The 11,655-nt window shown below is 71.1% G+C and carries 12 protein-coding genes; 7 read left to right on the top strand and 5 right to left on the bottom strand.

What is annotated here, in order from left to right; all coding sequences use genetic code 11:
• Positions 1 to 8 precede the first annotated feature (8 nt).
• Positions 9 to 1,421: a family 2B encapsulin nanocompartment shell protein gene (locus IE207_RS08375; protein ID WP_190183368.1), complete on the bottom strand. Its 1,413-nt coding sequence runs from the start codon at positions 1,419 to 1,421 to the stop codon at positions 9 to 11.
• Between the two features lie 287 nt (positions 1,422 to 1,708).
• Between IE207_RS08375 and IE207_RS08370 the strand changes: the two genes are divergently transcribed.
• Together IE207_RS08370 and IE207_RS08365 are read left to right on the top strand one after the other, a co-directional pair.
• On the top strand, positions 1,709 to 2,299 hold the full coding sequence (locus IE207_RS08370) for an N-acetylmuramoyl-L-alanine amidase (RefSeq protein ID WP_190183367.1): 591 nt from the start codon (positions 1,709 to 1,711) through the stop codon (positions 2,297 to 2,299).
• A gap of 103 nt (positions 2,300 to 2,402) precedes the next feature.
• A complete protein-coding gene (locus IE207_RS08365) occupies positions 2,403 to 3,356 on the top strand; it encodes a 1-aminocyclopropane-1-carboxylate deaminase/D-cysteine desulfhydrase (RefSeq protein WP_190183366.1) in 954 nt (317 codons plus the stop codon).
• Here the strand turns inward: IE207_RS08365 and IE207_RS08360 are convergent.
• Positions 3,335 to 4,915 (bottom strand): Na+/H+ antiporter, encoded by a 1,581-nt coding sequence (locus tag IE207_RS08360; RefSeq protein ID WP_190183365.1) that lies wholly within the window; start codon positions 4,913 to 4,915, stop codon positions 3,335 to 3,337. The genes IE207_RS08365 and IE207_RS08360 overlap by 22 nt on opposite strands.
• A 63-nt stretch (positions 4,916 to 4,978) precedes the next feature.
• Between IE207_RS08360 and IE207_RS08355 the strand changes: the two genes are divergently transcribed.
• The 3 genes from IE207_RS08355 to IE207_RS08345 all read left to right on the top strand — a co-directional run bounded on the left by IE207_RS08355 (position 4,979) and on the right by IE207_RS08345 (position 6,861).
• On the top strand, positions 4,979 to 5,239 hold the full coding sequence (locus tag IE207_RS08355) for a UBP-type zinc finger domain-containing protein (RefSeq protein WP_190183364.1): 261 nt from the start codon (positions 4,979 to 4,981) through the stop codon (positions 5,237 to 5,239).
• Positions 5,240 to 5,455: 216 nt separating this feature from the next.
• The gene (locus IE207_RS08350) at positions 5,456 to 5,869 is read left to right on the top strand and encodes an ATP-binding protein (RefSeq protein ID WP_136215044.1); all 414 of its coding nucleotides are present in this window, start codon (positions 5,456 to 5,458) and stop codon (positions 5,867 to 5,869) included.
• 11 nt (positions 5,870 to 5,880) lie between these two features.
• On the top strand, positions 5,881 to 6,861 hold the full coding sequence (locus tag IE207_RS08345; protein ID WP_373304691.1) for an RNA polymerase sigma factor SigF: 981 nt from the start codon (positions 5,881 to 5,883) through the stop codon (positions 6,859 to 6,861).
• A gap of 19 nt (positions 6,862 to 6,880) precedes the next feature.
• On the opposite strand, the gene IE207_RS08340 is transcribed toward IE207_RS08345, so the two are convergent.
• Positions 6,881 to 7,327 carry a hypothetical protein gene (locus IE207_RS08340; protein ID WP_190183362.1) on the bottom strand — a complete coding sequence of 149 codons (447 nt, stop codon included), beginning with the start codon at positions 7,325 to 7,327 and terminating at the stop codon, positions 6,881 to 6,883.
• A gap of 97 nt (positions 7,328 to 7,424) precedes the next feature.
• Here IE207_RS08340 and IE207_RS08335 point away from each other — a divergent pair, with 97 nt between their 5' ends.
• Complete coding sequence (locus IE207_RS08335) at positions 7,425 to 8,390, top strand: diacylglycerol/lipid kinase family protein (RefSeq protein ID WP_190183361.1); 966 nt, start codon at positions 7,425 to 7,427, stop codon at positions 8,388 to 8,390.
• Positions 8,391 to 8,712: 322 nt separating this feature from the next.
• The gene (locus IE207_RS08330) at positions 8,713 to 8,970 is read left to right on the top strand and encodes a WhiB family transcriptional regulator (protein ID WP_003953983.1); all 258 of its coding nucleotides are present in this window, start codon (positions 8,713 to 8,715) and stop codon (positions 8,968 to 8,970) included.
• 171 nt (positions 8,971 to 9,141) lie between these two features.
• Here the strand turns inward: IE207_RS08330 and IE207_RS08325 are convergent, their stop codons facing one another.
• Both IE207_RS08325 and IE207_RS08320 read right to left on the bottom strand, forming a co-directional pair.
• Positions 9,142 to 10,611, bottom strand: coding sequence for a sensor histidine kinase (locus IE207_RS08325; protein ID WP_190183637.1), 1,470 nt, complete (start codon positions 10,609 to 10,611; stop codon positions 9,142 to 9,144).
• A 413-nt stretch (positions 10,612 to 11,024) separates the two neighbouring features.
• Positions 11,025 to 11,618, bottom strand: a complete 594-nt coding sequence (locus IE207_RS08320) for a TetR/AcrR family transcriptional regulator (protein ID WP_190183360.1) — start codon at positions 11,616 to 11,618, stop codon at positions 11,025 to 11,027.
• Between the last annotated feature and the right edge of the window lie 37 nt (positions 11,619 to 11,655).

The following is an 11,655-nucleotide window of genomic DNA, read 5'->3' as shown; positions in this document are numbered from 1 at the left end:
CGGCCGGCTCAGCGCCAGCGGCCGATCTCGACGTTCTCCAGGATGCCGAGCGCGTCCGGCACCAGGACCGCGGCGGAGAAGTACGCGGTCACGAGGTAGGAGATGATCGCCTGCTCGCTGATCCCCATGAACCGCACCGACATGCTCGGCTCGATCTCGTCCGGGATGCCCGGCTGGTGGAGGCCGATCACGCCGGACGCCTCCTCGCCCGTACGCATGCACAGGATCGAGGTCGTACGGGCGTCGCTGATCGGGATCTTGCTGCACGGGAAGATCGGGACTCCGCGCCAGGACGGCATCCGGTGGCCGCCGATGTCGACCGCCTCCGGGTAGAGGCCGCGCTTGTTGCACTCGCGTCCGAAGGCCGCGATGGCCTTGGGGTGGGCGAGGAAGAGGTTGGAGTCGCGCCGCATGCTGAGCAGCTGGTCCATGTCGTCCGGGCTGGGCGCGCCGTCGTGCGGCTGGATGCGCTGGTCGTAGTCGGCGTTGTGGAGCAGGCCGAAGTCCGGGTTGTTGACCATCTCGTGCTCCTGGCGCTCGCGCAGCGCCTCGACCGTGAGCCGCAACTGCTGCTCGGTCTGGTTCATCGGCTGGTTGTACAGGTCGGCGACGCGCGTGTGGACCCGGAGAACCGTTTGTGCGATGGAGAGTTCGTACTCGCGCGGGCGCGCCTCGTAGTCCACGAAGGTGCCGGGGAGGACGGCTTCGCCCTGGTGGCCGGAGGAGAGCTCGATCGCGGCTTCGCCGTACTTGTTGGTGCGCTGGGGCGGCAGCGAGCGCTGGGTGTCGACGTGCGCGCGCAGCGAGTCGACGCGGTCGGCGAGGAGCTGGAAGTCCTGGCGGGTCAGGACGAGCGCGGTTCCGGAGGTGACCGCCCGTGCGGTGTACTCCCAGATCGCCTCCTCGTCGACGAGGGCGTCCTCGCCGAAGAAGGCGCCGTCGGCGACGGTGCGCAGGACCGCGTCCTCGCCGTAGGGGCCGGGGCCGACCTGTTCGATGCGGCCGTGGGCGAGGAGGAAGACCTTGTCGGAGGGGCTGCCGAAGGAGGTCAGCTCCTCGCCGGGCGCGAAGTCGACCTGCTGGCAGCGGGCGGCGAGTTCGGTGAGGACGTCGAGGTCCTCGTAGTCGCGCAGCAGCGGGAGTTCGCCGAGCTCGGCCGGGATCACCTGGACCTGGGTGCCGGTCTTGATGAACTCCACGATGCCGTTGCCGACGGAGTAGCTCAGCCGGCGGTTGACGCGGTACGTGCCGCCCTGCACCGACACCCAGGGGAGCGTCTTGAGCAGCCACCGTGAGGTGATCTCCTGCATCTGCGGCGCGGACTTGGTCGTGGTTGCCAAGTTCCGCGCGGCCGAGGTGCCGAGGCTCCGCTGGGGGCTCTGCGCCTGGGCCTCGGACTCGGAACCTGCCTGGACCGACATGTGTTTCCCTTTCGATCACTCCATGGATCTGCGGGTCCAGCTTTCAGCACGGGCCGTAGTGGGACCATTACACAAAAGGGTGGGACTACTCCGTCGGTGGGGTGGGCACTGTCATGGGCCGCCGGGTCAGGGGCGGCGGCCGGGGCAGCGGCCGGGGCGGGGCTGGCCGGATCCGCTCGCTCGCCGTACGAACCCACTAGCCCGGAAGGGGCGCTTCCATTACACCGGTACGTGACGGGGCGAGCACGCAAGGTGACCGCCACGCGCGTACTGCGAAGGAGGCGGCCATGTCCGCACCCATGTCCGCGGACCGGTTCATCGAAGCGCTGCGGGACGAGGGCCTGACCGTCGTGGAGGTCGGGGCCTGGCGCACCCACAACCGCAACCACAAGGGGCCCTGGGGTCCGGTGCACGGGGTGATGATCCACCACACCGTCACGCACGGCACCGCGTACACCGTCTCGCTCTGCCGCGACGGTGACGAAGAGCTGCCGGGCCCCCTCTGCCACGGGGTGATCACCAAGGACGGCCGCGTCCACCTGGTCGGCTACGGCCGCGCCAACCATGCGGGCGCGGGCGACTCCGACGTCCTGGCGGCGGTGATCGCGGAGAAGCGCCTGCCGCCCGACCACCGCGCCGACACCGACGGCAACCGCTGCTTCTACGGCTTCGAGTGCGAGAACCTCGGCTCCGGCGACGACCCGTGGCCGCAGGTCCAGCTGGACGCGATGGTCAAGGCGGCGGCCGCGGTGTGCCGGGTCCACGGCTGGTGCGAACGCTCGGTGATCGGCCACCTCGAATGGCAGCCCGGCAAGATCGACCCGAAGGGCTTCACGATGGACTGGTTCCGCGACCGCGTGTCGGACCGGCTCAAGTAGGCGGTCCGGCGAGCCGGCCCCGGCCCCGCCCATACGCCCCGGCGGGCGTGGGCGGGGCCCTGACGTGCGACGGCAGCGGCAGGAGCGGCGCCACAATGGACGGGTGAACCGTCCCGCGAACCCCGACGTGCTCTTGCAGCCGCGCCCGCCGTCCCCGTTGCAGGAGATCCGCGACGAGCGGTTCGAGCGGCACGGTGTTCGGGTGGTGGTCAAGCGGGACGACCTCGTGCATCCCGAGCTGCCCGGGAACAAGTGGCGCAAGCTCGCGCCCAATCTGCGGGCCGCCGTGGAGCGGGGTCGTGCCGGGCTGGTGACCTTCGGTGGGGCGTACTCCAACCATCTGCGGGCCACCGCCGCCGCCGGGCGGTTGCTCGGGATGGCCACCGTCGGGGTGGTGCGCGGGGACGAGCTGGCCGGGCGGCCGCTGAACGCCTCGCTGGCCCGCTGCGCCGCCGACGGGATGCGGCTGCACTTCGTGTCCCGCTCGGAGTACCGCCGCAAGGCCGAGCCGGAGGTGCTGGCCGGGTTGCTCGCCGCGGTCGGCGCTGCCGACGCGTACGTGATCCCGGAAGGCGGCAGCAACGCCCTCGCCCTGCACGGCTGCGCCGAACTGGGCCGCGAGCTGCGCGGGGCGGCCGACGTCGTCGCCGTCGCCTGCGGGACGGGCGGCACCCTGGCCGGCCTGGCGGCGGGGCTCGGGCCCGGTCAGCGGGCCGTCGGCGTCCCGGTGCTGGCGGGCGGCTTCCTGGAAGCGGAGATACGTTCCCTCCAGCGGCAGGCCTTCGGCGGCCCGGCGGGCGACTGGACGCTGGCCGAGGGGTTCCACCACGGCGGCTACGCCCGGATCCCGGCCGAGCTGGAGGCCTTCGCCGCCGGGTTCGAGGCGCGGCACGGCATCCCCGTCGAGCGGGTCTACGTGGCGAAGCTGCTCTGGGCCCTGGCCGCGCTGACCGGGTCCGGCGCCTTCCGCCGCGGCACCACCCTCGCCGCGGTCGTCACCGGCGCCCCCGATCCCTGCGAGGGCGCCGGCCGGCCTCAGGCCGACTCCTCCCGGTAGGCCGCGGCCTCCTCCAGGTCCAGCCGGCGCAGCAGCGCCCGCAGCATCTCGTCATCGATCTGCCGCCGGTCCCGCAGCGCCACGAACACCTCCCGCTCGGCCTCGATCATTTCCCCGGCCAGCCGCCGGTAGATGTCGTCCGCGGACTCCCCCGTGACGGGGTTGACCTCGCCGAGCCGCTCCCACACCGCGTTGCGCCGTCGCTCCATCACCGTCCGCAGCCGGTCCGCCAGCGGCCCCGGCAGGGCGTTGCGCGGCTCGGCCAGCAGTTCGTCCAGCCGGTCCTCCGCCGCCCGCGAGGCCTCGCTCTGCGCCTGGGCCTCCGCCAGCGTCTCCGCCTGGACGTCGCGCGGCGGCAGCCGCAGCAGCCGGATCAGCGGCGGCAGGGTCAGGCCCTGCACCACCAGCGTCGCGATGACGGTGGTGAAGGTCAGGAACAGGATCAGGTTCCGGTGCGGCACGTTCATCGGCACGGAGAACGCGATGGCCAGCGAGACCACCCCGCGCATCCCGGCCCAGCCCACGATGACCGGCGCCTTCCAGTTCGTCTCCGGTTCCCGCCTGCGGATCCGCTCGGACAGCACCCTCGGCAGGAACGTCGCCGGGAACACCCAGACGAACCGCGACACCACCACGGCCAGGAAGACCGCCAGCGCGTACCAGGCCGCGCGCGGGCCCTCGTACTCGGCCAGTCCCTTGAGGACCACCGGCAGCTGGAGGCCGATCAGCGCGAAGACGACCGACTCCAGCACGAAGGAGACCACCTTCCACACCGCGGCTTCCTGGAGCCGGGTCGCGAAGTCGACCTGCCAGTTGCGGTGCCCGAGGTACAGCGCGACCACGACGACCGCGAGCACGCCCGAGGCGTGCACCCGCTCGGCCGTCGCGTACGCGACGAACGGGATCAGCAGGGACAGGGTGTTCTGCAGCAGCGGCTCCCGCAGCCGCCTGCGCAGCAGGTGGATCGGCACCATCAGCACCAGCCCGACCCCGACGCCGCCCACCGACGCGAGCAGGAACTCCGCGATTCCGCCCGCCCAGCCCGCGCCGGTGCCGACGACGGCGGCCAGCGCCACCTTGTAGGCGGTGATCGCGGTGGCGTCGTTGACCAGGGACTCGCCCTGCAGGATGGTCGTGATCCGGTTCGGCAGTCCCAGCTTCCGGGCGATCGCCGTCGCCGCCACCGCGTCCGGCGGTGCGACCACGGCGCCCAGCACCAGCGCGACGGGCGGCGTCAGGCCGGGCACCAGCACGTAGGCCGCGTACCCCACGGCGAGCGTCGCGAAGATCACGTACCCCACGGACAGCAGCGCGATCGGCCGTACGTTGGCCCGCAGGTCCAGGTACGAGCTCTCCATGGAGGCCGTGTACAGCAGGGGCGGCAGCAGCAGGGGCAGCACGATGTGCGGGTCGAGGGTGTACGACGGCACGCCCGGGACGTACGAGGCGATCAGGCCGGCGGCGACGAGCAGCAGCGGCGCGGGCACCGGTGTGCGGCGGGCCACCCCGGCGACGACCGCGCTGCCCGCCACCAGGGCCACCAGCTGCAATACCTCCATCGAAGATCGATCCTCCTCGGTATCAACCGTCCCGTGCGCCCGCACGTCAGTACGCTGGCCATCATGAGCGAGTGCACCCACGTTGCCGAACTGCCGCGCCCCGAGCCCGTCCCGCTTGCCCCGACCTGCCCGGAATGTCTGGCGATCGGCAGCCATCCCGTGCAACTCCGGATGTGCCTGGGGTGCGGACACGTGGCGTGCTGCGATTCCTCCCCCTACCGGCACGCCACGGCGCACCACCACGAGACGGGCCATCCGGTGATGCGCAGCTTCGAACCGGGCGAGACGTGGCGGTGGTGTTTTGTCGACGGTTCGATCGTCTGAGGCGGGGTAGGTCAACCCTCCGCCGGTTCCCCCGAATTGGGCCCGCAGCCCTCTAGCCACTGTGTGTACCCATGGGCTTACCATCGGTCACCGGCCGCAGGAACGGCGGGTGTCCCGGGCACTCCCAGCGGGTGCCGTGAGGGGTGCCGCGACACGATCACCCGGATCGCGATAGCGTCACCGGCGAACAGAGCTCGTACCACCTTGGAGGTGAGGGTGTCCCAGATCGCAGGCGAGCCCGCGACCCAGGACTTCGTCGAAGTCCGGCTGCCGGCCGCGGGTGCCTACCTTTCGGTGCTGCGCACGGCGACAGCCGGTCTCGCGGCACGGTTGGACTTCACCCTCGACGAGATCGAGGACCTCCGCATCGCGGTCGACGAGGCCTGCGCGATCCTGCTGCAGCAGGCCGTGCCCGGCTCCGTCCTCAGCTGTGTGTTCCGGCTGATCGACGATTCGCTGGAAGTCACCGTCTCGGCACCGACCACGGACGGCCGCGCACCCGAGCGCGACACCTTCGCGTGGACGGTCCTGTCGGCCCTGGCCGGCAAGGTCGAGGCTACGGTCGAGGAGGACCGCACGGTGTGCATCAGCCTTTACAAACAGCGCGGCGCGGGGCCAGGCCCGGCGTGAGCGGCGGGGAGATCCCGGTGCGGGGCGGGGATCGGCCCCGGGTACGGCATGAGGTCGACGGCGGCATCCCGGAGCAGCAGCACGCCCGGCCGCACCCGGCTGACGCGGATGCGGAAGACGGCTTTTTGGACTCGGCGGAGCGACGGGCGGGCCCTATGAGCGAGAACCAGCACGACGAACCACAATCCTCACAGCCACCCGCGGCCGTGGCTCAGGCGGCTCCGGCGCTGCCGGACCCCCGCGACCGCAGTGGCGCGCGGGCCCTGTTCTTCGAGCTGCGGGAGCTGCCCGACGGTTCGCCGGAGCGGGCGGAACTGCGCAACCGCCTGGTCAGGATGCACCTGCCGCTGGTGGAACACCTGGCGCGGCGGTTCCGCAACCGCGGCGAGCCGCTCGACGACCTGACCCAGGTGGCGACGATCGGCCTGATCAAGTCGGTGGACCGGTTCGACCCGGACCGGGGGGTCGAGTTCTCCACGTACGCCACGCCCACCGTCGTCGGCGAGATCAAGCGGCACTTCCGCGACAAGGGCTGGGCGGTGCGGGTGCCCCGGCGCCTCCAGGAGCTGCGGCTCTCGCTGACCACGGCCACGGCGGAACTCTCCCAGCAGCACGGCCGTTCCCCCACGGTCCACGAGCTGGCGGAGCGGCTCGGGATCTCCGAGGAGGAGGTGCTGGAGGGGCTGGAATCGGCCAATGCCTACAGCACGCTCTCGCTGGACGTCCCGGACACGGACGACGAGTCGCCGGCGGTCGCGGACACGCTGGGCTCGGAGGACGAGGCGCTGGAGGGGGTCGAGTACCGCGAATCCCTCAAACCGCTGCTGGAGGGACTGCCGCCGCGAGAGAAGCGGATCCTCCTGCTCCGGTTTTTCGGCAACATGACGCAGTCGCAGATCGCCCAGGAGGTCGGCATCTCCCAGATGCACGTCTCCCGCCTGCTGGCCCGCACCCTGGCCCAGCTGCGCGACAAGCTCCTCGTGGAGGAGTGAGCGCGGGAATCCGACGGCCCTAGGCCGGTCCGATACCGAGGGCCTCGGTCGCCGTCGGGTTCACCAGCAGGACCACGACCGCCAGCGCGGCCGCCGCCAGGGCCACCGCGGCGGCGGTCAGCGCACCGCCGGCGGTCCACAGCGTCCACGCCACCGGCAGGGCCATCAGCTGGGTGATCAGCGCCGGGCCCCGGCTCCAGCGTCGGCCCAGGCGCAGCCCGCGCGCCGCGATCAGCGGGAGCGCGGCGAGCGCGAGCAGGGTCAGGCCGCCGGTCTCGGACTGCTGGGCGGAGTCGACGTGCCCGGCGACTCCGACGAACAGCAGGTAGCCGCCGAGGCCGGCCAGGGCCAGGCCCTGGAGGGCGCAGAGCACGGCGGCGGCGGTCAGCCGGCCGGGCAGCGCGGCGGGCGCCGCGGCGCAGGGCGCATCGGAGGTCATGGCATTCGGGGTCGGCTTCTCACTCACTCCAGCAGGGTAGCCGCGCGCCGCCCGCGCCGGAGGGGACGGTGCCCGGGGGCGGGCAGTACGGGCCGCCTCCGGACGGGTGGGTAGGCTGGCGTTCATGCGTGCACTTCTCGTGGCCAATCCAGCAGCGACGACCACCAGTGCGCGTACGCGTGACGTCCTGACCCACGCCCTGGCCAGCGAGATGAAGCTGGAGGCGGTGACCACCGAATACCGGGGTCACGCCCGTGACCTGGGACGCAAGGCGGCCCACGAGGGTCTGGACCTCGTGGTGGCCCTGGGCGGCGACGGCACGGTCAACGAGGTGGTCAACGGCCTGCTGCACGACGGCCCCGACCCCGAGCGGCTGCCGAGGCTCGCGGTGGTCCCGGGCGGGTCGACGAACGTGTTCGCCCGCGCGCTCGGGCTGCCCAACGACGCGGTCGAGGCGACCGGCGCCCTGCTGGACGCGCTGCGGGAGCAGCGCGAGCGCACGGTGGGCCTGGGCCTGGCGGCCGGCACCCCCGGCACGGAGGACGAGTCGGTCCCGTCGCGCTGGTTCACGTTCTGCGCGGGCTTCGGTTTCGACGCGGGGGTGGTGGGCCGGGTCGAGCAGCAGCGCGAGCGCGGCAAGCGTTCGACGCATGCCCTGTACGTACGACAGCTCGTGCGCCAGTTCCTCGACGAACCGAACCGCCGGCACGGAACGGTCACCTTGGAGCGGCCCGGCGTGGAACCCGTGAGGGACCTCGTGCTGTCGATAGTCTGCAACACCTCGCCCTGGACCTACCTGGGAAACCGCCCTCTGTACGCCTCTCCGGACGCGTCGTTCGATACCGCACTTGACGTATTGGCACTGGACCGTTTGTCAACTCCGGCGGTCGCCAAGTACGCCACACAGCTCCTGACCTCGACTCCTGAGCGCGGTCCGCAGGGCAAGCACGCGGTGACTCTGCACGATCTGACCGACTTCACCTTGCATTCGAAGGTTCCGCTGCCCTTCCAGATGGACGGCGACCACCTCGGATTGCGGACCAGCGTTCAGTTCACAGGCGTTCGCCGTGCACTGCGTGTGATTGTGTGAGTAGAAGAGCCAAAAATCCTTTCACTCGAACGTTTACACGCCGGTACACCCCCAGGAACTAGGGCTGTGACCTAGTCGACACCGACGAATCCAAAAAAACTTTCCGGAAGGGGTTGTATCCCCGTCCGAGGTTTGCGAATCTCTACATGGCGATCGGGACAGCCCGCACAACCCGGCACCCGCACAGATCGCCAGAACCCCACCACGAATCTTCGGACCCCCCAGTCGTCTTCTGGGGGCCAGCCCTTCCCTCACGGGGGGATTCGTGAAAGCGTTCACATTCACAAGCAACCTGTTCGCAATACAAGGAGATGGAGCAGCCATGGACTGGCGTCACAACGCCGTTTGCCGCGAGGAAGACCCGGAGCTCTTCTTCCCCATCGGCAACACCGGTCCTGCGCTGCTGCAGATCGAGGAAGCCAAGGCCGTCTGCCGCCGCTGCCCCGTCATGGAGCAGTGCCTGCAGTGGGCGCTCGAGTCCGGTCAGGACTCCGGCGTCTGGGGCGGTCTCAGCGAGGACGAGCGCCGCGCCATGAAGCGCCGCGCCGCTCGCAACCGGGCGCGCAACGCCAGCGCCTGACATCGACTTTCGAGCCTCGAGCCGCAGCGCGTAGAACCCTGAGAAGCGCTCAGCAACGTGCTCTTGAGCCCCGGACCGGGAACCATCGGTCCGGGGCTCAGTGCTGTGCCGGGCAGGATCCGTAACACTGCGTGAGGTGCCGGTCGCTGCGCTGCGTCACCGCCGGCCGCCCTACTTCTGCGGGCTGGCCGGGATGTCGAGGACGACCCGGGTGCCGTGCGGCTCGGCCTGGACCATGTCGAACGTACCGCCGAGCTCTCCCTCGACCAGGGTGCGGACGATCTGGAGCCCGAGGTTGCCGGCCCGCTGCGGGTCGAAGCCCTCGGGCAGGCCGCATCCGTCGTCCAGCACCTTGATCAACAGCCGCGCGTCGGCACGGCCGGTGCCCGAGCGGGTGGCGGACACCTCGACCGTGCCGCCCTCCCCCTGGGTGAAGGCGTGTTCCAGGGCGTTCTGCAGGACCTCGGTCAGCACCATCGACAGCGGAGTGGCGACCTCCGCGTCCAGGATCCCGAACCGGCCGGTGCGCCGGCAGGCGACCTTGCCGGGCGAGATCTCGGCGACCATCGCGATGACCCGGTCGGCGATCTCGTCGAACTCCACGCGCTCGTCGAGGTTCTGAGAGAGCGTCTCGTGCACGATCGCGATCGAACCGACGCGCCGCACGGCCTCGTTCAGCGCCTCGCGCCCCTGCGGGGAATCCATCCGGCGGGCCTGGAGGCGCAGGAGCGCCGCCACCGTCTGGAGGTTGTTCTTCACCCGGTGGTGGATCTCCCGGATGGTCGCGTCCTTGGTGATCAGTTCACGTTCGCGACGGCGCAGTTCGGTGACGTCGCGGCACAGCACCAGGGAACCGATCCGGGTGCCCTTGGGCTTGAGCGGGATGGCCCGCAGCTGGATGACCCCACCGTTGCCCTCGATCTCCGTCTCGCGGGGGGCCCAGCCGCTGGCCAGCTTCACCAGCGCCTCGTCCACCGGGCCGCGCGAGGGGGCCAGTTCGGCGGTGGTGGTGCCGAGGTGCTGGCCGACCAGGTCGGAGGCGAGCCCGAGGCGGTGGTAGGCGGAGAGCGCGTTCGGGGAGGCGTACGTCACCACGCCCTCGGCGTCGAGCCGGATCAGTCCGTCCCCGACGCGCGGGGAGGCGTCCATGTCGACCTGCTGGCCGGGAAAGGGGAAGGAGCCCGCCGCGATCATCTGGGCCAGGTCGGAGGCGGACTGGAGGTAGGTCAGCTCCAGCCGGCTCGGTGTACGCACGGTGAGCAGGTTGGTGTTGCGCGCGATCACTCCGAGTACCCGGCCCTCGCGCCGGACGGGGATCGACTCGACGCGCACCGGGACCTCCTCGCGCCACTCCGGGTCTCCCTCGCGGACGATCCGGCCCTCGTCGAGCGCGGCGTCCAGCAGCGGGCGGCGGCCGCGCGGGACCAGGTGGCCGACCATGTCGTCCTGGTACGAGGTGGGGCCGGTGTTCGGGCGCATCTGCGCGACCGAGACGTACCGGGTGCCGTCGAGGGTGGGAACCCAGAGCACGAGGTCCGCGAAGGACAGGTCGGAGAGCAGCTGCCACTCCGAGACCAGCAGGTGCAGCCACTCCAGGTCGGTTTCACTGAGAGCGGTGTGCTGGCGTACGAGGTCGTTCATGGAGGGCACGGGCCGAGCGTACCCCGGGTACGGCCATGACTTTCCCCACGGCGAATACCAGGGAGTATCCAGGAGGCCCCTGCGCCGCGTACTGTTGGAGGAAGTGACGGGATTACAACCCCTGTCCTTGGATGGACAGGACAGATTGGTCTAGTCCACAATGGTTTAAGCTTCCGCCCTCCCCGCACAGGAGGACGGATCGAGGTAAGCCGCGCGCTCTGCCCTGACCGCGCAGGCCCCTCCCACCGGCCGCCGGGAACCGCACACCCGCCGGCCGTAAGTACTCCGGGCTACGGTGCCGGGCGGGCTGAGGGTCCCGTCCTGCACCGTGGCCCAGAGGAAATGACTCGGAGGAAACGGCCCGGAGGAATCCGGCCGGAAGGCGCGGGGCCTACGGGACGCGTACGGGTTGCCTATCGCGGCCAGGCCGCCATCGCCGCCTCCGCGAGCGCTTCCATCTCTTTTCGGCCCGCGCCGTCCCGTGACTGCTGGGACATCCCCTGGAGCACCGCTGCGACGTAGCGCGCGAGCCCGCACGCGTCCGTACCGGCCGGCAGCGCACCGGCGGCGACGTCGGCCCTGATCCGGCTCTCGAACAGGGCGAGGCCGGCCTCGCGCCGCTGCCGCAGGGCCTCGGCCACCTCGTCGGAGGCGGTGTTGACGGCCGCGCTGAGGACCATGCAGCCCTTGGGGTGGGCGGGATCGGTGTAGATGGCGGCGGCCTCGCGCAGGATCCGCCGCACGGCCGCGCCGGCGCTGGGCTCCTCGGTGAGCGCCACGGCCGCGAAGTCCGCGTACCGGGCGCCGTAGGCCGCCACGACCTCGTCGAAGAGGGTGCGCTTGTCCCCGAAGGCCGCGTAGAGGCTGGGGGCGCCGATGCCCAGTTCCCGCGTGAGGTCGGCGATCGAGGTGGCCTCGTACCCGCGCTCCCAGAAGAGGCGCATGGCCGCGTCCAGGGCGGCGTCACGGTCGAAGGAACGGGGCCTGCCGCGCTGTCCGGTCACCATGCCCTCATTCTATAGCGGCCGCTAGGGAATCTGGTAC

Source organism: Streptomyces cirratus (assembly GCF_014650775.1).
GTDB lineage: Bacteria > Actinomycetota > Actinomycetes > Streptomycetales > Streptomycetaceae > Streptomyces > Streptomyces cirratus.
This window is presented reverse-complemented; position numbering and strand designations above follow the sequence as displayed.

Coding starts and splice junctions, on each gene's coding strand:
- IE207_RS08325 (WP_190183637.1), bottom strand. CDS start 10,611: ATGAACGACCTCGTACGCCAGCACACCGCTCTCAGTGAAACCGACCTG.
- IE207_RS08370 (WP_190183367.1), top strand. CDS start 1,709: ATGTCCGCACCCATGTCCGCGGACCGGTTCATCGAAGCGCTGCGGGAC.
- IE207_RS08330 (WP_003953983.1), top strand. CDS start 8,713: ATGGACTGGCGTCACAACGCCGTTTGCCGCGAGGAAGACCCGGAGCTC.
- IE207_RS08320 (WP_190183360.1), bottom strand. CDS start 11,618: ATGGTGACCGGACAGCGCGGCAGGCCCCGTTCCTTCGACCGTGACGCC.
- IE207_RS08335 (WP_190183361.1), top strand. CDS start 7,425: ATGCGTGCACTTCTCGTGGCCAATCCAGCAGCGACGACCACCAGTGCG.
- IE207_RS08360 (WP_190183365.1), bottom strand. CDS start 4,915: ATGGAGGTATTGCAGCTGGTGGCCCTGGTGGCGGGCAGCGCGGTCGTC.
- IE207_RS08355 (WP_190183364.1), top strand. CDS start 4,979: ATGAGCGAGTGCACCCACGTTGCCGAACTGCCGCGCCCCGAGCCCGTC.
- IE207_RS08375 (WP_190183368.1), bottom strand. CDS start 1,421: ATGTCGGTCCAGGCAGGTTCCGAGTCCGAGGCCCAGGCGCAGAGCCCC.